16 protein-coding genes are annotated in these 19,582 nt (G+C 68.4%); 8 read left to right on the forward strand and 8 right to left on the reverse strand.

Annotation, left to right across the window (positions count from 1 at the left end):
- The first annotated feature begins 32 nt into the window (after window positions 1–32).
- The 4 genes from CFB89_RS08745 (at window position 33) to CFB89_RS08760 (ending at window position 7,008) form a co-directional block, all read left to right on the forward strand.
- Window positions 33–1,142, forward strand: a complete 1,110-nt coding sequence (locus CFB89_RS08745; protein ID WP_089467523.1) for an efflux RND transporter periplasmic adaptor subunit — start codon at window positions 33–35, stop codon at window positions 1,140–1,142.
- Window positions 1,139–4,285: an efflux RND transporter permease subunit gene (locus CFB89_RS08750; RefSeq protein ID WP_089467524.1), complete on the forward strand. Its 3,147-nt coding sequence runs from the start codon at window positions 1,139–1,141 to the stop codon at window positions 4,283–4,285. Before CFB89_RS08745 ends, CFB89_RS08750 begins: the two co-directional genes overlap by 4 nt.
- Window positions 4,286–4,287: 2 nt before the next feature.
- Window positions 4,288–5,856, forward strand: a complete 1,569-nt coding sequence (locus CFB89_RS08755) for an efflux transporter outer membrane subunit (protein WP_089467525.1) — start codon at window positions 4,288–4,290, stop codon at window positions 5,854–5,856.
- Between the two features lie 123 nt (window positions 5,857–5,979).
- On the forward strand, window positions 5,980–7,008 hold the full coding sequence (locus CFB89_RS08760; RefSeq protein ID WP_089467526.1) for a MerR family transcriptional regulator: 1,029 nt from the start codon (window positions 5,980–5,982) through the stop codon (window positions 7,006–7,008).
- 93 nt (window positions 7,009–7,101) lie between these two features.
- Here the strand turns inward: CFB89_RS08760 and CFB89_RS08765 are convergent, their stop codons facing one another.
- Together CFB89_RS08765 and CFB89_RS08770 are read right to left on the reverse strand one after the other, a co-directional pair.
- A complete protein-coding gene (locus CFB89_RS08765) occupies window positions 7,102–7,626 on the reverse strand; it encodes a M949_RS01915 family surface polysaccharide biosynthesis protein (protein ID WP_089467527.1) in 525 nt (174 codons plus the stop codon).
- A gap of 81 nt (window positions 7,627–7,707) precedes the next feature.
- Window positions 7,708–9,090: a sigma-54-dependent Fis family transcriptional regulator gene (locus CFB89_RS08770; protein WP_089467528.1), complete on the reverse strand. Its 1,383-nt coding sequence runs from the start codon at window positions 9,088–9,090 to the stop codon at window positions 7,708–7,710.
- Window positions 9,091–9,343: 253 nt separating this feature from the next.
- Here CFB89_RS08770 and CFB89_RS08775 point away from each other — a divergent pair, with 253 nt between their 5' ends.
- From CFB89_RS08775 to CFB89_RS08785, 3 genes are read left to right on the forward strand one after another with little or no spacing between them, the layout of a single operon-like run.
- Window positions 9,344–10,228 (forward strand): MBL fold metallo-hydrolase, encoded by an 885-nt coding sequence (locus CFB89_RS08775; protein ID WP_089467529.1) that lies wholly within the window; start codon window positions 9,344–9,346, stop codon window positions 10,226–10,228.
- Between the two features lie 26 nt (window positions 10,229–10,254).
- Complete coding sequence (locus tag CFB89_RS08780; RefSeq protein WP_089467530.1) at window positions 10,255–11,922, forward strand: bifunctional protein tyrosine phosphatase family protein/NAD(P)/FAD-dependent oxidoreductase; 1,668 nt, start codon at window positions 10,255–10,257, stop codon at window positions 11,920–11,922.
- Between the two features lie 18 nt (window positions 11,923–11,940).
- Window positions 11,941–12,747, forward strand: a complete 807-nt coding sequence (locus tag CFB89_RS08785) for a sulfite exporter TauE/SafE family protein (protein ID WP_089467531.1) — start codon at window positions 11,941–11,943, stop codon at window positions 12,745–12,747.
- Window positions 12,748–12,844: 97 nt separating this feature from the next.
- Here CFB89_RS08785 and CFB89_RS08790 read toward each other — a convergent pair whose 3' ends face one another.
- From CFB89_RS08790 to CFB89_RS08805, 4 genes are all read right to left on the reverse strand, one after another.
- Complete coding sequence (locus CFB89_RS08790) at window positions 12,845–13,666, reverse strand: ABC transporter permease subunit (protein ID WP_089467532.1); 822 nt, start codon at window positions 13,664–13,666, stop codon at window positions 12,845–12,847.
- On the reverse strand, window positions 13,663–14,589 hold the full coding sequence (locus CFB89_RS08795) for an ABC transporter permease subunit (protein ID WP_089467533.1): 927 nt from the start codon (window positions 14,587–14,589) through the stop codon (window positions 13,663–13,665). The genes CFB89_RS08790 and CFB89_RS08795 overlap by 4 nt, the downstream gene beginning before the upstream one ends.
- Window positions 14,586–15,746 (reverse strand): ABC transporter ATP-binding protein, encoded by a 1,161-nt coding sequence (locus tag CFB89_RS08800; RefSeq protein WP_069620801.1) that lies wholly within the window; start codon window positions 15,744–15,746, stop codon window positions 14,586–14,588. Before CFB89_RS08800 ends, CFB89_RS08795 begins: the two co-directional genes overlap by 4 nt.
- 86 nt (window positions 15,747–15,832) lie before the next feature.
- A complete protein-coding gene (locus CFB89_RS08805; RefSeq protein ID WP_089467534.1) occupies window positions 15,833–16,927 on the reverse strand; it encodes a polyamine ABC transporter substrate-binding protein in 1,095 nt (364 codons plus the stop codon).
- Window positions 16,928–17,288: 361 nt separating this feature from the next.
- On the opposite strand from CFB89_RS08805, the gene CFB89_RS08810 reads away from it, so the two are divergent.
- Window positions 17,289–17,492 (forward strand): DUF1289 domain-containing protein, encoded by a 204-nt coding sequence (locus tag CFB89_RS08810; RefSeq protein WP_006493160.1) that lies wholly within the window; start codon window positions 17,289–17,291, stop codon window positions 17,490–17,492.
- Between the two features lie 75 nt (window positions 17,493–17,567).
- Here the strand turns inward: CFB89_RS08810 and CFB89_RS08815 are convergent, their stop codons facing one another.
- Window positions 17,568–18,209, reverse strand: coding sequence for an OmpW family protein (locus CFB89_RS08815; RefSeq protein WP_089467535.1), 642 nt, complete (start codon window positions 18,207–18,209; stop codon window positions 17,568–17,570).
- Window positions 18,210–18,274: 65 nt separating this feature from the next.
- Complete coding sequence (locus tag CFB89_RS08820; RefSeq protein WP_089467536.1) at window positions 18,275–19,465, reverse strand: nitronate monooxygenase family protein; 1,191 nt, start codon at window positions 19,463–19,465, stop codon at window positions 18,275–18,277.
- Window positions 19,466–19,582 lie beyond the last annotated feature (117 nt).

A 19,582-nucleotide genomic window follows, 5' to 3' on the forward strand; every position in this document is an offset into this window, starting at 1 on the left:
CCTCGTTCCGCTCCACCTCACCTGGGGGTTTCGTGAATCGCTCCGGTTCCCGCGCCGCGCTGCTGATCGGCGCCGCGCTCGTCCTTGCCGCCTGTCATCCGAAAGAATCCGCGCCGCCCGCCCCGCGCCCCGTCGTCGCGCTGCCCGCGCGGGCCGACACCGCCGCCGCCGCGCGCACGTTGCCCGGCGACATCCAGCCGCGCTATGCCACCCCGCTGTCGTTCCGCATCGCCGGCAAGCTCATCGAGCGCCGGGTGCGGCTCGGCGATACGGTGAAGGTCGGCCAGGTCGTCGCGCTGCTCGATCCGTCCGACGTCGAAAAGAACGCCGCGAGCGCGCAGGCGCAATTCGATGCCGCGTCGCACAGCCTCGCGTTCGCGAAGCAGCAGCTCGACCGCGATCGCGCGCAGGCCCGCGAAAACCTGATCGCCACCGCGCAGCTCGAACAGACGCAGAACAGCTACACGTCGGCGCTCGCGCAGCGCGACCAGGCGCAGCAGCAGCTCGCGCTCGCGAAGAACCAGCTCCGCTACGCGACGCTCGTCGCCGACCATGCGGGCACCATCACCGCCGAACAGGCCGATACCGGCCAGAACGTGTCGGCCGGCCAGCCGGTCTACCAGCTCGCGTGGTCGGGCGACGTCGACGTCGTCAGCGACGTGCCCGAGGCGGCGCTCGCGTCGCTCGCGCCCGGTCATGCGGCCACCATCACGCTGCCGGCGCTGCCGGGCCGCCAGTTCTCCGCCAAGGTGCGCGAAATCGCGCCGGCCGCCGATCCGCAAAGCCGCACCTATCGCGTGAAGCTCACGCTCGGCGTGCCCGATCCGGCGATCCGGCTCGGGATGACCGCGGACGTCGCGTTCGACGGCGCGCCGGCCGCCGGCAATACGCAGCCGATCACGCTGCCCGCGACCGCGCTGTTCCACGACGGCGCGCAACCGGCCGTGTGGGTCGTGCGCACGAAGGACGACACGCTCGAGCTGCGCCGCGTCGAGGTCGCGCGCTTCAACGAGCGCACGGTCACCGTGTCGCACGGGCTGCAACCGGGCGAGCGCGTCGTGCTGCAAGGCGTGCACACGGTCAGCGCGGGCGAGAAGGTGCGGGCGATCGCGCCGCTGCATCCGGAGGACTTCGCATCGTGAGCGTCTCCCACGAAGAAGGCCGCTTCAACCTGTCCGCATGGGCGCTGCGCCACCAGGCGCTGGTCGTCTACCTGATCGCGCTCGCGACGCTCGCGGGCATCCTCGCTTACACGCGGCTCGCCCAATCCGAAGACCCGCCGTTCACGTTCCGCGTGATGGTGATCCGCACCTTCTGGCCCGGCGCGAGCGCGCGGCAGGTGCAGGAACAGGTGACCGACCGGATCGGCCGCAAGCTGCAGGAAACGCCGGCCATCGACTTCCTGCGCAGCTATTCGCGCCCCGGCGAATCGCTGATCTTCTTCACGATGAAGGATTCGGCGCCCGTGAAGGACGTGCCCGAGACCTGGTACCAGATCCGCAAGAAGGTGGGCGACATCGGCTACACGCTGCCGCCCGGCGTGCAGGGCCCGTTCTTCAACGACGAATTCGGCGACGTCTACACCAACATCTGGACGCTCGAGGGCGACGGCTTCACGCCCGCGCAACTGCACGACTACGCGGACCAGTTGCGCACCGTGCTGCTGCGCGTGCCGGGCGTCGGCAAGGTCGACTATTTCGGCGACCCCGACCAGCGGATCTTCATCGAGGTCAACAACGCGCAGCTCACGCGCCTCGGCCTCTCGCCGCAGCAGCTCGGCCAGGCGATCAACGCGCAGAACGACATCTCGTCGGCCGGCGTGCTGACGACCGCCGACGATCGCGTGTTCGTGCGGCCGAGCGGCCAGTTCGACAACGTCGACGCGATCGCGAATACGCTGATCCGCATCAACGGCCGCACGTTCCGGCTCGGCGATCTCGCGACCGTGAAGCGCGGCTATGACGATCCTCAGGTCACGCAGATGCGCATGAACGGCAAAGCCGTGCTCGGCATCGGCGTGACGATGCAGCCGGGCGGCGACGTGATCCGGCTCGGCAAGGCGCTCGACGCCGAATCGAAGGAGCTGCAGGCGCAATTGCCGGCCGGCCTGAAGCTGACCGAGGTGTCGAGCATGCCGCACGCGGTGTCGCATTCGGTCGACGACTTCCTCGAAGCCGTCGCCGAAGCGGTCGCGATCGTGCTGGTCGTGAGCCTCGTGTCGCTCGGGCTGCGCACCGGGATGGTCGTCGTGATCTCGATCCCGGTCGTGCTCGCGGTCACCGCGCTGTTCATGTACCTGTTCGACATCGGGCTGCACAAGGTGTCGCTCGGCACGCTCGTGCTCGCGCTCGGGCTGCTCGTCGACGACGCGATCATCGCGGTCGAGATGATGGCCGTGAAGCTCGAACAGGGTTACAGCCGCGCGCGCGCCGCCGCGTTCGCGTACACCAGCACCGCGTTCCCGATGCTGACGGGCACGCTCGTCACGGTGTCGGGCTTCCTGCCGATCGCGCTCGCGAAATCGAGCACCGGCGAATACACGCGCTCGATCTTCGAGGTATCGGCGATCGCGCTGATCGCATCGTGGTTCGCGGCCGTCGTGCTGATCCCGCTGCTGGGCTATCACATACTGCCCGAGCGCAAGCGGCACGCGCACGAGGCGCACCTGCCCGACGATCACGAGCACGACATCTACGACACCCGCTTCTACCGGCGGCTGCGCGGCTGGATCGACTGGTGCATCGAGCGGCGCTTCGTCGTGCTGCTGATCACGGGCGCGCTGTTCGTCGTCGCGATGATGGGCTTCTCGCTGGTGCCGCAGCAGTTCTTCCCGAGCTCCGACCGGCCCGAGCTGCTGGTCGATCTGCGGCTGCCCGAAGGCGCGTCGTTCGCGGCGACGCTGCGCGAGACCGAGCGGCTCGAGAAAGCGATCGACAAGCGTCCCGAGATCGACCATGCGGTGAACTTCGTCGGCAGCGGCGCGCCGCGCTTCTACCTGCCGCTCGACCAGCAGTTGCAACTGCCGAACTTCGCGCAGTTCGTGATCACCGCGAAATCGGTCGAGGATCGCGAGAAACTCGCGACCTGGCTCGAAACCACGCTGCGCGACAGATTTCCGGCCGTGCGCTGGCGCCTGTCGCGGCTCGAGAACGGCCCGCCGGTCGGCTATCCGGTGCAGTTCCGCGTGAGCGGCGACAGCATCGCGACGGTCCGCTCGATCGCCGAGAAGGTCGCGGCGACGATGCGCGGCGATGCGCGCACGGTCAACGTACAGTTCGACTGGGACGAGCCGGCCGAGCGCTCGGTGCGCTTCGAGCTCGACCAGAAGAAGGCGCGCGAGCTGAACGTCACGTCGCAGGACGTGTCGAGCTTCCTCGCGATGACGCTGTCGGGCACGACCGTCACGCAGTATCGCGAGCGCGACAAGCTGATCGCGGTCGACCTGCGCGCGCCGCGCGCCGACCGTGTCGATCCGGCGAAGCTCGCGGGCCTCGCGCTGCCGACGCCGAACGGCCCCGTGCCGCTCGGCTCGCTCGGCCGCTTCACGCCGACGCTCGAATACGGCGTCGTGTGGGAGCGCGACCGCCAGCCGACCATCACCGTGCAGTCGGACGTGCGCGCCGGCGCCCAGGGCATCGACGTCACGCATGCGGTCGACGCGAAGCTGAACGCGCTGCGCGCGCAGCTGCCGGTCGGCTATCAGATCAACATCGGCGGCTCGGTCGAGGAAAGCGCGAAGGCGCAGACGTCGATCAACGCGCAGATGCCGCTGATGGCGATCGCCGTGTTCACGCTGCTGATGATCCAGCTGCAGAGCTTCTCGCGCGTGCTGATGGTCGTGCTGACCGCGCCGCTCGGGCTGATCGGCGTGGTCGCGACGCTGCTGCTGTTCGGCCAGCCGTTCGGCTTCGTCGCGATGCTCGGCGTGATCGCGATGTTCGGGATCATCATGCGCAACTCGGTGATCCTGGTCGACCAGATCGAGCAGGACATCGCGGCCGGCCACGGCCGCGTCGACGCGATCATCGGCGCGACCGTGCGGCGCTTCCGCCCGATCACGCTGACGGCCGCGGCCGCGGTGCTCGCGCTGATCCCGCTCTTGCGCTCGAACTTCTTCGGGCCGATGGCGACCGCGCTGATGGGCGGCATCACGAGCGCGACCGTGCTGACGCTGTTCTACCTGCCCGCGCTGTACGCGACGTGGTTCCGCGTGAAGCGCGACGAACGCGACCCGCAGGACGGGCCGCCGCCAGGCGCCACGCCTGCCGCGCCGTCGGGAGTCTGACCATGGATCGATCGATGACCCTGAAAAAGAAAGCCGTGCGGGCGCTCGCCGCGGCGAGCGTCGCCGGCCCGCTCGCGGGTTGCGCATGGTTCGCGCCGAGCGGCGAGCCGCCCGCGATGCCGTCGCCCGCGCACTACGGCGCCGCGCCGCAAATCCAGCAGACCGTATCCGCGCAAGGCGTCGCGCAGCAGTTCGAAGTTGGCGCGCAGCCGGTGCCGGACTGGTGGAAACAGTACCGCTCCGACGCGCTGAACGCGCTCGTCGACGAAGGGCTGCGCAACAGCCCGACGCTGAGCGCGGCGTCGCATTCGCTGGACGCCGCGCGCGAACAGTTGCGCGGGCAGATCGGCAGCTCGATGCTGCCGTCGATCGACGCGGTCGGCCAGGCCACGCGCCAGCGCGCGCTCGGCGTGCCGATTCCCGCGCTCGGCGCGCCGACGCTGCTGTACGACACGTTCGTCGGGCAACTGCAGGCGAGCTATACGGTCGACCTGTTCGGCGTGTCGCGCTTCGCGAACCGCGCGCTCGCGAAACGCGTCGACGTCAGCGCGTTCCAGCTCGAATCCGCGCGGCGCGCGCTGGCCGCGAACATCGTGACCGCGTCGATCACCGTGTCGGTGCTCAATGCGCAGATCGACACGACCGAGCGGCTCGTCGCGCTCGCGAACGACCAGGCGCACGACGCCGAGCGCCGCCATGCGCTCGGTTCGGCCTCGCGCAGCGACGCGCTGAATGCCCGGCAAAGCGCCGACACGTTCGCGGCTGGCTTGCCCGCACTGCGCCAGCAGCGCGACTCGGCGCGCCACGCGCTCGCGGTGCTGGTCGGCCGCACGCCCGACCGGCCGCCGGCCGATCTCGCGCTGACCGATCTGCACCTGCCCGAGCAGGTGCCCGTCGTCGTGCCGTCCGATCTGCTGCAAAGCCGTCCGGACATCCAGGCCGCCGACGCGGGGCTGAAGGCCGCCGCCGCCGAGGTGGGCCTCGCGACCGCGCAGATGTTTCCGCAACTGTCGCTGTCGGCGGCGATGGGCAAAGGAGGCTTCAGCTGGCCGGCGATGCTGTCGGGGGCGGGCGCGATCTGGAACGTCGGCGCGTCGTTGAGCCAGCCGATCTTCCACGGCGGCGCGCTGCTCGCGCAGCGCCGCGCGGCGAAGGCGACCTACGAGGCCGCGGTCGACCAGTACAAGCAGGCGGTGCTCGGCGCGTTCCAGAACGTCGCCGATTCGCTCGCGGCGCTCGAGCACGACGCGGAGGCGCTCGATGCGTCGTCGCGCGCCGCGCTGTCCGCCCGTGGCGCATACGACGACGCGGCCGCCCGCGTGCGGCTCGGTGCGCTGCCGCCGTCGGCCGCGCGCGCGAGCGAGTTGCAGTACCGCAATGCACGGCTCGACGAGATTCGCGCGACCGGCGCACGGTTCGCGGATACCGCGCGGCTTTACCAGGCGATGGGCACGCCGCCGGCCGGCAACGGCGACACGTCCGGTAAAAACGCCCAAGCCGCCGGCGACGGCACGGCCAGCACGCAGGCCCGTGCCGCCGCGCCCGCCCCTTCGGCGCAATCACCGCAGTAACCACCCCTCCGATCGGACGCGCGTGCGAACTTCCGCCACGCCCGTCCGATCGCCGATCTTCCGCTTGACCCTCACGTAGCGTAACGTTCGAGACTCCAGTGTGCGCACCGAACGGAGGAACGAATGCGGCTGAAAGTGGGAGACCTGGCGAAACGCAGCGGGCTGACCGTCCGCACGCTTCATCACTATCACGCAATCGGTCTGCTGACGCCTTCGGCGCGCGCCGACAACGGCTACCGGCTGTACGACCGCGACGACATCGCCCGGCTCCACCAGATCCAGGCCCTGCGTCGCTTCGGACTGTCGCTCGCCGAAATCGGCGACTACCTGAACCGGCCCTGCACGCCGCTCGTCGATCTCGTCGCGAAACAGATCGCGTCGCTCGACCGCCAGCTCGCGCAAACCGCGCAGCTGCGCGAGCGGCTCGCGAGCCTGCATGCACAGCTCGCGGCGGGCACCGAGCCGGAACTGGCCGATTGGCTCACCACACTGGAGTTGATGACCGTGTACGACAAATATTTCTCCGAGGAAGAACTCGCGCGCCTGCCGATGTACCGGAAGAGCCAGGCCGGCGACGCGGAATGGATCGCGCTCGTCGACGAGGTCCGTACGCTGCACGAGGCGGGCGTGCCCGCCGAGGACGAACGCGTGCGGGCGCTCGCCGCGCGCTGGATGGCGCTGCTGGTGCGCGACACGAACAACGATCCGCGCTTGCTCGCGAAGTTGAACCTGATGCACGCGCAAGAGCCGTCGATGCAGTCGAAGATCGGCATTTCAACCGCGTTGCGCGACTACGTGCTGCGCGCTTCGGCGGAAACGAAAATGCGGATCTTCGAGCAGTACCTCGGGCCGGACGAGATCCGTTTCATGCGGGCGCACTACCGGGAACGGGCGATGGAATGGCCGCAACTGATGGCCGACGTGCGCGACGCGATCGATGCGGGCGCGCAGCCCGATTCGCCGCGAGGCCGCGCGCTCGCGCAACGCTGGCTCGAGCTGTTCCGCAGCTACGCGGGCCACGATCCGGCCACGCACGCGAAATTCCGCCAGGCGCTGATGAACGAGCCGGCGCTGACGAAGGATTCGTGGACCGACGAGACGCTGCTCGGTTTCATGCGCGAGGCGATGGCACAGCTGGCGCCGGCGCGCTGATCGCATGATTCCCGGGCGGCACGCGGGTTTCCCCTGTGCCGCCCGTTTCACCACGGGCAGCAGGAATCCCACGCCCAATGGCCAAGCGCCCGCCTAGTCGTTACGCAGGCTGATCCCGCGCCAGCGCTTCATCATGTAACGCAGAAACGCGGGCTGCCCCTTCAGGTCCGCGTTCGGCACGGGCGCCGCGCCGCCGTCGACGAACTTGCCGTTGATCGTCACGGTTTCCTCGCCGCGCAGCACGTATTTCGTGCCCGCGTCGATCAGGAAGTATTTGACCTGATCGGCGCTCACGTCGCCGCGGCAACCGATCTTGTACGCGAACAGGAACTGCTTGCGGCCGTTGCCGAGCAGGTCGCGCATTTCGATCGACTTCGGCACGACGTCGAGAATCACGTCGACCGGGCATGCCTTCACGTAGTCGCGCACCATCCAGTCGGGGCGGCCGTCGAGCGTCGCGGACACCTTGAGTTCGACGTCATCGCCGGACTCGGTTCTGGCGAGCGTCACCGCATGCGCACCGGCCGCATCGGTCCACGTGTAGTCGGCGGCGTGCGCCGGGCTGGCCAATGCCGCGGCTGCAAGCAACAGGCAATGCAAGAGGGCATGTCTTTTCATCGGCGATGGAGAAAACGGGAATCGAACGCGCCATTATCGATAAAGCCGCCCGCCGCCGCCAGCCGCGCGCGCGACGCCCGCTCAGCGCTCGCGCGTGCCAAGCCCGAGCGCCTTCATCCGGCGGTACAGCGTCCGTTCGCTCAATCCGAGCTGCGCGGCCAGCGCCTTGCGCGTGCCGTCGAACGCGCGGGCGACCCGGACGAGCTCCGCGTCCGACACGCCGCGCGCATCCGCTGCCGGTGCGTGCGGCGCCGCCGCGGCCGCGACGAGCTCGGCCGGCAGATGTTCGACGCGGATCGTGCCGTCATCGGCGAACAGGCACGCGCGTTCGAGCACGTTGCGCAGCTCGCGGATGTTGCCGGGCCATGCATACGCGTCGAGGCACGCCCGCGCGCGCTCGGTCAGCGTGAACGGCCGGGCATTCGCGTCGCCCGCCTTGCCGCGCGCGTTCGCGATCCGCCGCAGGATCGATTCGGCCAGCAGCGCGACGTCGCCCTGCCGTTCGCGCAGCGCCGGCAGCGGAATCGGAAACGCGTTGATCCGGTAGTAGAGATCCTGCCGGAACCGGCCGTCGTCGATCATCTCGCGCAGCGGCTTGTGCGTGGCCGCGACGAGCCGGAAATCGGCGCGCAGCGCCTCGACGCCGCCCACGCGCCGGAACGTGCCCGATTCGATCAGCCGCAGCAGTTTCACCTGCATCGGCAGCGGCACGTCGCCGATCTCGTCGAGAAACAGCGTGCCGCCCTGCGCGGTTTCCACGAGGCCCGGCTTGCGCTGGTTCGCGCCGGTGAACGCGCCCTTCTCGTAGCCGAACAGTTCGCTCTCGAACAGCGTCTCGGCGATCCCCGAGCAATCGACGACGACGAACGGCCCCATCGCGCGATCGCTCGCCTCGCGCAGCGCGCGGGCGAACAGCTCCTTGCCCGTGCCCGATTCGCCGAGCAGCAGCACCGGCAGCGTCGAGGGCGCCACGCGCTGCAGCGCGCCGAGCGCCGCGTTGAACGCGTCCGAGCCGCCGACGAGCCCTTCCGCGCTCGGCTGCGCGGACGCGCTGCGTACCGTCGTCAGCCGCTCGACGTACGCGATCACGTTGCCGTGTGCATCGAAGATCGGCCGCAGCTCGACGTCGACATGCTCGGGGCCGCGCGGCGTGTGATGGATGTGCAGCACGCGGTTCAGCCCGCGCGATTCGAGCGCCTGCTTCATCGGGCAATGCTCGCCGGCCTGGTCGCACGGCACGTCGTAGTGATGCGATACCTGGAAACAGTGCCGGCCCACGTGCTCGACGCCCGCCACGCCGAACTGGCGCCGGTACGCATCGTTCGCCGCGAGGATCCGGTAGTCGGGGTCGACGACGATCATCGGCAGCGGGTCCTGCTCGAGATACGCGACGAGCGCGCGGACGTCCGGCATCGCGTCGCGGCGCGGGACGGGGACGATCGGAATGGTGTCGTGCGGATTCATGCGGCGGCTCGCTCGGCGAAGGGGCGCCCGGACGGACTGCCAGGCTGACTGCCAATTCTGCCACGACACTGCCAGTTGTGGCAGCCCCCGTCCGCCACCGGATGTCGCCGCCGCCTTCTCGACGCCGCCAATGCGCCGAAAACCCGAGCCGAATCAAGTCGTTGCCACATCAACCGGTGCCGCGCCGCCGGCTGGCATGCTTCTTGAGGTAAAGATCGCGATTGCAGATGCAGAACCCGATCGAGGACACCCCGTGAGCAACGCCCCCGCCCTGGCGGTCGAAGGCTTTTTCGACCCGGCCACCCACACCGTCAGCTATCTCCTGCTCGATACCGCGAGCCGCGCGTGCGCGCTGATCGACAGCGTGCTCGACTACGACCCGAAATCCGGCCGCACGCGCACCGCCAGCGCCGACCGGCTGATCGCGCGCGTCGCCGAACTCGGCGCGACCGTGCACTGGCTGCTGGAGACGCACGTGCACGCCGACCACCTGTCGGCCGCGCCGTACCTGAAAGCGCAGGTCGGCGGCCAGATTGCGATCGGTTCGCACGTGCGCCGCGTGCAACACGTGTTCGGCACGCTGTTCAACGCAGGCCCCGGCTTCGCGGAAGACGGCCGCCAGTTCGACCGGCTCGTCGACGACGGCGACACACTCGCGCTCGGCGCGCTGACGATCCGCGCACTGCACACGCCGGGCCACACGCCCGCGTGCATGACCTACTGCGTGGAAGACGCGACGCAGCGCGCGGCGTTCGTCGGCGACACGCTGTTCATGCCCGACTACGGTACGGCCCGCTGCGACTTCCCCGGCGGCGACGCGCGCACGCTGTACCGTTCGATCGCGCGCGTGCTCGCGCTGCCGCCGGACACGCGCCTCTACCTGTGCCACGACTACCAGCCGGGCGGGCGCGACGTGCAGTTCGTGACGACCGTCGCCGAGCAGCGCCGCGCGAACGTGCACGTGAAGGACGGCGTGACCGAGGACGATTTCGTCGCGATGCGCACCGCGCGCGACGCGACGCTCGACATGCCCGTGCTGATGCTACCGTCGGTGCAGGTCAACATGCGCGCCGGCCACCTGCCCGAACCCGAGAACAACGGCGTGCGCTACCTGAAGATTCCGCTCGACGCGATCTGAGCCGCGCGCCCCACCGGAGACCCGACATGACCATCCGCAAGCTGACCGACACGCTGTCGGTCTCGCCGCAGATCGCGGCGGCCGACCTGCCCGCGCTTCACGCGGCGGGCATCCGCGCGATCATCTGCAACCGACCCGACGGCGAAGGCGCCGACCAGCCGACCGTCACCGAGATCCGCGCGGCCGCCGCGCCGCTCGGCATCGACGTGCACTACCTGCCGGTCGATACCGGCAAGGTGACCGACGACCAGGCCGCGCAGTTCGGCGCGCTCGTCGCGTCACTGGACGGGCCCGTGCTCGCGTACTGCCGCAGCGGCACGCGGTCGGCCACGCTGTGGGCGCTGTCGCAGGCGGCGCTGCGCCCGCTGGACGACCTCGTCGCCACCGCCGGCGCGGCCGGCTACGACCTGAGCGCGCTCGCCTCGCGTATCGCGCAGGGCGGCCGCCGCGCGGCGCCGGCCGTGGACGCGCGGCACGACATCGTGATCGTCGGCGCCGGTGCGGCCGGCATCGCGGTCGCGTCGAGCCTGCTCGCGCGCGACGCGTCGCTCGACATCGCGGTGATCGATCCCGCCGACGTCCACTACTACCAGCCCGGCTGGACGATGGTCGGCGCGGGCGTGTTCCGGCCCGAGACGACCGCGCGCCGGATGACCGACCTGCTGCCGCGCGGCGTGCAGCGGATTCAGGCCGCGGTCGCGGGCTTCGAGCCCGACGCGCACGCGGTCGTGCTCGACGGCTGCCGGCGCATCGGCTATCGCAAGCTCGTCGTGTGTCCGGGGCTCAAGCTCGACTGGCATGCGATCGACGGCCTCACCGCCACGCTCGGCCGCAACGGCGTCACGTCGAACTACCGCTACGATCTCGCGCCGTACACGTGGGAGCTCGTGCGCGCGTTCCGCGGCGGCCATGCACTCTTCACGCAACCGCCGATGCCGATCAAGTGCGCGGGCGCGCCGCAAAAGGCGATGTACCTGTCGTGCGACCACTGGCGGCGCACGGAGCGCCTCGACGCCGCGAACGTCGAATTCCTGAATGCGGGCGGCGCGCTGTTCGGCGTCGCCGATTACGTGCCCGCGCTGATGGAGTACGTGAAAAGCTACGACATCGCGCTGTCGTTCGGCCACAACCTCGTCGCGATCGACGGGCCCGCACGCCGCGCGACGTTCTCGCGCGCGCTGCCGGACGGCGGCAAGGAAACCGTCGAGCGTGCGTTCGACATGATCCACGTCGTGCCGCCGCAGAAGGCGCCCGATTTCGTGCGCGCAAGCCCGCTCGCCGACGCGGCCGGCTGGATCGACGTCGATCCGGCGACGCTGCGGCACAAGCAGTTCGCGGACATCTACGCGCTCGGCGACGTCACCAACACGACCAACGCGAAGACGGCCGCGGCCGCGCGCAAGCAGGCGCCCGTCGTCGCGCACAACCTGCTCGCGTCGCTCGGCCGCGCGCACGGCGACGCCGCGTACGACGGTTACGGCTCGTGTCCGCTCACCGTCGAGCGCGGCAAGATCGTGCTCGCCGAATTCCTGTACGGCGGCAAGGTCGCGCCGACCTTCCCCGCGTGGCTGATCGACGGCAAGCGCCCGTCGCGGCTCGCGTGGCTGCTCAAGGAGCGCGTGCTGCCGCCGCTCTACTGGAAGGCGATGCTCAAGGGCCGCGAATGGCTCGCGAAGCCCGCGATCGCCCGTTGACCGGAGCGCGATGACGTCATGCTGATTTCCCTCGTACTCGGCGGCTTCGTCGGCGCCGTGCTCGGCCTGACCGGCGCCGGCGGCGGCATTCTCGCGGTGCCCGCGCTCGTCGTCGGGATGAGCTGGCCGATGCAGCAGGCCACGCCCGTCGCACTCGTCGCGGTGGCCGGCAGCGCCGCGCTCGGCGCGCTCGAAGGCTTTCGTCGCGGGCTCGTGCGCTATCGCGCGGCGCTGCTGATGGCGGTGGCCGGCGTGCCGCTGACCACGCTCGGCGTGCGGCTCGCGCACGTGCTGCCGCAGCGCCTGCTGCTCACGCTGTTCGCGCTGACGATGCTGGTCGTCGCCGGCCGCCTGCTGCGACAGGCGCTACGGCAGCAGGCGACCGACGCGGATGCGTCGCCGCTGTGCGTCGGCCGCGTGAATCCCGATACGGGCCGGCTCGTGTGGTCGTGGCCCGTGGGCATCGCGCTGGCGTCGACCGGCGCGGTCACGGGCTTGATGACGGGCTTGCTCGGCGTCGGCGGCGGCTTCGTGATCGTGCCGATGCTGCGCAAGTTCACGAACGTGTCGATGCATGGGGTGGTCGCGACGTCGCTGATGGTAATCGCGCTGGTGGGCACCGGCGGCGTGCTGGCGACGCTCGTGTCGGGCACGCGCGCGCCGCTCGACGTGACGCTGTGGTTCAGCGTCGCGACCGCGCTCGGCATGGCCGCCGGCCGCAGCGCGTCGCGCCACCTCTCCGCACGGCACGTGCAGGCCGGGTTCGCGGCCGTGCTCGTCTGTGTCGCGGTGGGGTTGCTGGCGAAGGCGGCGTTCGGCGCGTGAACTCTCGGCGCACGAGGACACGCGCCATCAAAACAAAACGCCCGGCCCGACTCGTCGTCGGCACCGGGCGTTTTTCATGACGGCCGCAACCGGCGTATCAGGCCGCGAACCCCGCCATCCGCTTGCGCTCCTGACGCAGCATCACGAAGTTCGCGATCACGACGCCGGCCGTCACCGCGATGATGAACAGCGTCGCGAGCGCGTTCATCTCCGGGTTCAGCCCGAGGCGCACGCGCGAGAACACGACGAGCGGCAGCGTCGTCGAGCCGGGGCCCGACAGGAACGCCGACAGCACGAGGTCGTCGATCGACAGCGTGAACGACAGCAGCCAGCCCGCGACCAGCGCCTGCGAGATCAGCGGCAGCGTGATCGTGAAGAACACCTTCAGCGGCGTCGCGCCGAGATCGAGCGCCGCTTCTTCCAGCGACGGATTCAGCTCGCGCACGCGCGACTGCACGATGATCGCGACGTACGAGATGCACAGCATCACGTGGCCGAGCCAGATCGTGAACACGCCGCGCTCAGCCGGCCAGCCGATCCACTTCGCGAGCTCGATGAACAGCAGCAGCAGCGAGATCCCCTGGATCACCTCGGGGATCACGAGCGGCGCATTGATCATCCCGCTGAACAGCGCGAAGCCGCGAAAGCGGCCCATCCGCGCGAGCACGAAGCCGGCCCACGTGCCGATGAACACCGACGCGAACGCGGTCAGCACGCCGATCTTCAGCGACAGCCACGCGGCCGTCAGCAGTTCGTCGTCCTCCACGAGCGCCGTATACCAGCGGAACGAAAAGCCCGACCACACGGTGACGAGCTTCGACTCGTTGAACGAATAGACGATCAGGCTGATGATCGGGATGTACAGGAACGCAAAGCCGACGAACAGCGCCGCGAACTGCAGGTAACGATTCGGCTTCATCGACGGCCTCCCTGTTCCTTCGCCTGGAAGTGCTGGAACATCGCCATCGGCACGAGCAGCAGCAGCACCATCGCGCAGGTCACGGCAGACGCCATCGGCCAGTCCGCGTTGTTGAAGAACTCGTTCCACATCACGCGGCCGATCATCAGCGTATTCGCGCCGCCGAGCAGCTCCGGAATCACGTACTCGCCGACCGCCGGGATGAACACCAGCAGACAGCCCGCGATGATCCCGTTCTTCGACAGCGGCAGCGTGATCCGCACGAACGCCTTCCACGGCTTCGCGCCGAGGTCGTACGCGGCTTCGAGCAGGCGCAGGTCCATCTTCACGAGGTGCGCGTAGAGCGGCATCACGAGGAACGGCAGGTACGAATACACCATCCCGATGTATACCGCGTAGTTCGTGCGGTACAGCTCGATCGGCGTATGGGTGAGCCCGATCCACATCAGGAAGTTGTTCAGAAGCCCGTTGTTCTTCAGGATCCCGATCCACGCGTATACACGGATCAGGAACGACGTCCAGAACGGCAGCATCACGCCCATCATCAGCAGGTTGCGGGTGGCCGGGTTCGAGCGCGCGATGTAGTACGCCATCGGATAGCCGAGCAGCAGGCACAGCAGCGTCGTGATCGCGGCGACCCACACCGAGTTCACGTAGGTCGCGAAATACAGGCTGTCCGTGAACAGGAACGCGTAGTGCGACAGGTTCAACGCGATGTGCACGACGCCGTCGGTGTACGACGCGAGCTCCGTATACGGCGGGATGCCGAGCTGCAGCTCCGCGAAGCTGATCTTCACGACCAGCACGAACGGCACGAGGAAGAACAGCACGAGCCACGTGAACGGCCCGGCCACGACCGCCGTGGCGCCCGTCAGGTTGAAGCGCCGCACCGGCCACTCCAGCAGGGACTTGAACGCGTTCATGACGTCAGCACCACGCCGGCGGTCGCGCTCCAGCGCACGTAGATCTCGTCGGCGAGCGCGGGCGTGTCAAGTTCGGAAATCGCGAGGCTCGACACGTTCGCGATCACCGTCTTGCCCCCGTCGAGCTTCACGTGATACAGCGAATAGCCGCCCATGTACGCGACGTTGCTGATCCGGCCGCGCGCCCAGTTGAACGCGCCTTCGGGCGGCTTGCGCGTGAGCGCGATCCGCTCGGGGCGCACCGACACCGTGACCGGCATCCCGAGCGGGCCCGAGATCCCGTGGCTCACGTACAGCCGGCTCGGCAGTTCCGGCGATTCGATGTACACGTGATCGGGTTCGTCCTCGACCGTCACGCCGTCGAACAGGTTCGTCGAACCGATGAACTCGGCCGAGAAGCGGCTGTTCGGGTATTCGTACACCTCGTTCGGCGAGCCGATCTGCACGATCTGGCCTTCGCTCATCACCGCGAGACGGTTCGCCATCGTCATCGCCTCTTCCTGGTCGTGCGTGACCATGATGCAGGTGACGCCGACCTTGTTCAGGATGTTGACGAGCTCGATCTGCGTACGCTGGCGAATCTGCTTGTCGAGCGCGGACATCGGCTCGTCGAGCAGCAGCAGCTTCGGGCGCTTGACCAGCGAACGCGCGAGCGCGACGCGCTGCTGCTGGCCGCCCGACAACTGGTGCGGCTTGCGCTTCGCGTACTTGCCCATCTGCACGAGTTCGAGCGCGGACGCGACGCGCGCCTTCAGTTCGGCCTTCGGCGTGCCTTCCTGCTTCAGCCCGAACGCGACGTTCGACTCGACCGACATGTGCGGAAACAGCGCATACGACTGGAACATCATGTTCACGGGCCGCTTGTACGGCGGCATCTGCGCGAGATCCTCGCCATCGATCAGGATCTTGCCCGACGTGACCGTCTCGAGGCCCGCGAGCATCCGCAGCAACGTCGACTTGCCGCAGCCCGAGCTGCCGAGCAGCGCGAACAGCTCGCCCTGGCGCACGGTCAGGTTGACGCTGCGCACGGCCTCGGTGTCGCCGAATTTCTTGACGACGTCGACGATCTGGACAAAGTTCTCGGCGCGCGCATCGGCGCCGGAGGAGGAAACGGAGAACGGCGCGCCTGCGACCGGCGCACCCGACTGGCTATTCATGATGTGCTGCTTCTCTCCTGCGTTAGACGAACAAAGCCCCCGGGGGCACCAGGGGCTTCATGACTACGGGTTCACTTCGGCTCGCGTCAGCGGCCCGACTTCAGCTCGGTCCACAGACGCGTCTGCAGACGCTGGATTTCAGGCGGCAGCGGCTTGAGCAGGAACAGCGTCTTCACGACGTCGGCCGGCGGGTACACGGCCGGGTCGTTCGCGACGTCGGGCCGCACGTACTTGCGTGCCTCGGTGTTGGCGCTCGGGTAGTACACCGCGTTCGTGATCGCCGCGTGCACCTTCGGATCCTCGATGTAGTTGATCCATTGCAGCGCGGCTTCCTTGTTCTTCGCATCCTTCGGGATCGCCATCACGTCGAACCACACGGGCGCGCCGCCCTTCGGAATGTAGTACTCGATCTTGTACGGCTTCTTCGCCTCGATCGCGCGATGCTTCGCGATCACGACGTCGCCCGACCAGCCGAACGCGAAGCAGATGTCGCCGCCGACCAGGTCGTTGATGTAGCCCGACGAGTTGAATTGCGTGATGTACGGACGGATCTTCTTCAGCACCTCCATCGCGGCCTTGTAGTCGGCCGGGTTCGTGCTCATCGGATCCTTGCCGATGTAGTGCAGCGCCGCCGCGAACATCTGGTCGGGCGCGTCGAGCACCGACACGCCGCAGGTCTTCAGCTTCGCGAGGTTTTCCGGCTTGAACAGGATGTCCCAGTTGTCGAGCGGCACCTTGCCGAGCGCCTGCTGCGCCTTCGTCAGGTTGTACGCGAGGCCGGTGGTGCCGTATGCCCAGGGCACCGAGTATTTGTTGCCCGGGTCCGCGCCGGCGACGAGCGCCATCAGTTGCGGATCGAGGTACTTGAGGTTCGGCAGCTTCGACTTGTCGAGCGGCGCGAAGATGCCGGCGGCGATCTGCTTGCCCGCGTAGTTGCTGGTCGGCACGACGATGTCGTAGCCCGAGCTGCCCGTCAGCAGCTTCGCCTGCAGCGTGTCGTCGCTGTCGTAGTTGTCGTAGCGAACCTTGACGCCCGTCTGCTTCTCGAAGTTCGGGATCGTGTCCTTCGCAATGTAGTCCGACCAGTTATAGACATTGAGCTGCGTATCCTTCGCCGCTGCCGCCGAAGCCCCCACGCACAGCGCGAGCGCTGCGAACCGGCCCACTACCTTTGCTTTCATCCCGTTCTCCCTTCGGCCGGACGCGTTGCCCGGCTGCCGTCTGCCTCGTCATGGCGGCGCATTCTGGTGTGCCGCCCCTCGAAAACCCCGAAAACTACCATCATTCGCGCCCCGTCACAAAAAAATCGTGCCGGTGTCGCGCAAACGGAACAGATTCCCGCCGCCGCTCGGTCGAGCCGCCCGTGCGGCGGCGCGTTCCGGGGGAATTCTATCGGGTAATCGGCGGCTGTCCACCGGGAAAAACGGGCAGCGGCGACGCGGCGTTCGGATGGCGGGCGGCGGCGCCCGGCCCCGGCGGCCGGCCGGGGCGCCGCGATGCATTAAAATGGCGGCTGACGATTCAACTGCGCAAACCCTTCCGATGGCCTCCAATCTTCACGACCTCCCCGACAGCCCCTGCATCGGCGTGTGCTCGACGCTCTTCGACGAAGTCTGCAAGGGCTGCGGCCGCACGGCCGCCGAAGTGTCGAACTGGGTGTTCCTGAGCGACGACGAAAAGCGCGCGGTGTGGGAGCGCATCACGCGCGAAGGCACCGCGATGCGTTTCCAGTACGACAAGCTGTAAATCCGCCGCACAAAAAAAGAGCGGCATGCCGACCGCCATGCCGCCAACCCCAACTCTGTTCTTGTTTCGTCGCGCCTAGAATTTCATCCCGACGCCCACGCCGACGATCAGCGGATCGATGTGCAGCGTGCCGATGCCCTTGTCGCCGAGCGTCGCATCGGTGCTCATCCAGATCTTCTTCACGTCGACGTTCATGAACACCTTCTTCGTCAACTGCACGTCCACGCCGAACTGCAGCGCGGGGCCGAAGCTGCTCTTGTTGATCGACACGCCCTCCCCGCCGACGTTGAGCCCGTTGTTGTAGAAGTACGTGTAGTTCAACCCGGCGCCGAAGTAAGGACGCACCTTGCCCGCATGGTTGAAGTGATACTGCAGCAAGAGCGTCGGCGGCAGCACGCCCACGCCGCCGAGATTGCCGAGGCTCGACGTCAGTTGATGCCGCGACGTGCCGAGGATCAGCTCGACGCCGAGGTAGTCGCGGATCATGTACGTGAAGTCGAGTTCGGGCACGATCGCGTTGTTCACGCCCGTGTTGATCGCGCCGAGCGTGTCGCTCGCGCGTTCGTTCGGCTGGATGCTGATCGCGCGAAGCCGGACCAGTACGTCACCCTGGTTGATGCCGTCGCCCGGCGACGCCGCGTGCGACAGCGACGGCATCGCGACGAAGCTGGCCGCGACGGCGGCTGCGGTGACACAAGTTCGAATCGTTTTATGCATGGTACGGACCCCCAAAGAATGGTTTCCATTCTCCCTGTAGGGTCTTTTCGTCATCTTGATATTGGTCAAGCCAGCGTAAACGTGGGACGGTTTGCCGCAGGCTCGGTCGCACTGCCCGTCAGCAGCAGGTCGAGCAGATCGCGCACGCTGCGGATCGCGCGGCCGAACGGCAACGCTTCGCGGCCGCGGAAGAACAACCCGTTCGCGACGTCGCCGCGCAGCGCGGCCGCGAGCCGCGTGTCGATGCAGAAGTGGCCGAATTTCTCGATGCCGTCGCGCAGCCCGCATACGCTCAGGCATTCGAGCGCGGTCGGGCAACGCTGCTTGAACGCGCCGAGCTTGTTGCGAATGCGCGTCTCGTTGCGCAGGTAACGATCGAGCCACGGCGTCTTCACCGCGCGTGCCGGCAGCCCCGTCACGCTGACGAATTCGACGATGTCGTCGGGCGTCGCATCGGCGAGCACGCGCTTGAAGTGCGGATGCGCATCGCCTTCTTCGGTCACCGCGAACGGCGTCCCGACCTGCACGCCGTTCGCGCCGGCCGCGAACGCCGCGCGCACCGTGTCGTGACTGTTGATCCCGCCCGCGACGATCAACGGGATCGTGTCGCGGGCGAGGCCGAGCGACGCCATCACCTGCGCGGTCTCGTCGAGCACGCGCGCGAAATCGAAACGACCGTCGTGCATGTCGTCGATCTGCGTCACGCCGAGGTGCCCGCCCGCGTGCGCCGGATGCTCGATCACGATCGCATCGGGCAGGCGCCCCTTCTTCATCCACTTCTTGAGCACCAGCGCGATCCCGCGGCTGTCCGACAGGATCGGGATCAGCGCGATGTCGTGCCCTTGCGTGAGATCGGGCAGATCGAGCGGCAGGCCCGCGCCCATCACGATCGCGTCCGCGCCCTCGTCGCACGCGACCCGCACGTAGTCCGCATGCGCGCTCACCGCCTTCATCACGTTGACCGCGATCATCCCGCGCCCTTCGCTGTACGTTTTCGCGAGACGGATCTCGCGCGCGAGCGCGTCGAGGTTCGCCGCTTCGAGCGTCGCGCGATCGGGTTGCGCGCGGCAACGCGCGAGCAGATCCGCATGATGGTGGCGCAGGTCGATGCTCGCGATCGTGCCGACCGCGCCTTCGCGCGCGACGCTGCCCGCCAGCCGGTGCGCGGAGATACCGACGCCCATGCCGCCCTGCACGACGGGCAGCAAGGTGCGGCCGCGGATCGTCAGCGGCGGAAAGGAAGTGCGTACGGTCATCTGAAACCTCGTCGGAACATCGAAATCGCGATGATCGACGATCCACCGCCGCGCACCTTGACGGCCGTCAATAAAAAAACGGCACGCGAGCGTGCCGTTGCGCGGTCAGGCGGGACG

The sequence above is a fragment of the Burkholderia sp. AU16741 genome (assembly GCF_002223345.1).
Lineage (GTDB): Bacteria > Pseudomonadota > Gammaproteobacteria > Burkholderiales > Burkholderiaceae > Burkholderia > Burkholderia sola.

Excerpts from the sequence above, each read along its gene's own strand:
- CFB89_RS08815 (WP_089467535.1), bottom strand. The coding sequence starts at position 18,209 with ATGCATAAAACGATTCGAACTTGTGTCACCGCAGCCGCCGTCGCGGCC.
- CFB89_RS08805 (WP_089467534.1), bottom strand. The coding sequence starts at position 16,927 with ATGAAAGCAAAGGTAGTGGGCCGGTTCGCAGCGCTCGCGCTGTGCGTG.
- CFB89_RS08760 (WP_089467526.1), top strand. The coding sequence starts at position 5,980 with ATGCGGCTGAAAGTGGGAGACCTGGCGAAACGCAGCGGGCTGACCGTC.
- CFB89_RS08755 (WP_089467525.1), top strand. The coding sequence starts at position 4,288 with ATGGATCGATCGATGACCCTGAAAAAGAAAGCCGTGCGGGCGCTCGCC.
- CFB89_RS08795 (WP_089467533.1), bottom strand. The coding sequence starts at position 14,589 with ATGAACGCGTTCAAGTCCCTGCTGGAGTGGCCGGTGCGGCGCTTCAAC.
- CFB89_RS08765 (WP_089467527.1), bottom strand. The coding sequence starts at position 7,626 with ATGAAAAGACATGCCCTCTTGCATTGCCTGTTGCTTGCAGCCGCGGCA.
- CFB89_RS08810 (WP_006493160.1), top strand. The coding sequence starts at position 17,289 with ATGGCCTCCAATCTTCACGACCTCCCCGACAGCCCCTGCATCGGCGTG.
- CFB89_RS08800 (WP_069620801.1), bottom strand. The coding sequence starts at position 15,746 with ATGAATAGCCAGTCGGGTGCGCCGGTCGCAGGCGCGCCGTTCTCCGTT.
- CFB89_RS08770 (WP_089467528.1), bottom strand. The coding sequence starts at position 9,090 with ATGAATCCGCACGACACCATTCCGATCGTCCCCGTCCCGCGCCGCGAC.
- CFB89_RS08790 (WP_089467532.1), bottom strand. The coding sequence starts at position 13,666 with ATGAAGCCGAATCGTTACCTGCAGTTCGCGGCGCTGTTCGTCGGCTTT.
- CFB89_RS08780 (WP_089467530.1), top strand. The coding sequence starts at position 10,255 with ATGACCATCCGCAAGCTGACCGACACGCTGTCGGTCTCGCCGCAGATC.
- CFB89_RS08785 (WP_089467531.1), top strand. The coding sequence starts at position 11,941 with ATGCTGATTTCCCTCGTACTCGGCGGCTTCGTCGGCGCCGTGCTCGGC.
- CFB89_RS08820 (WP_089467536.1), bottom strand. The coding sequence starts at position 19,465 with ATGACCGTACGCACTTCCTTTCCGCCGCTGACGATCCGCGGCCGCACC.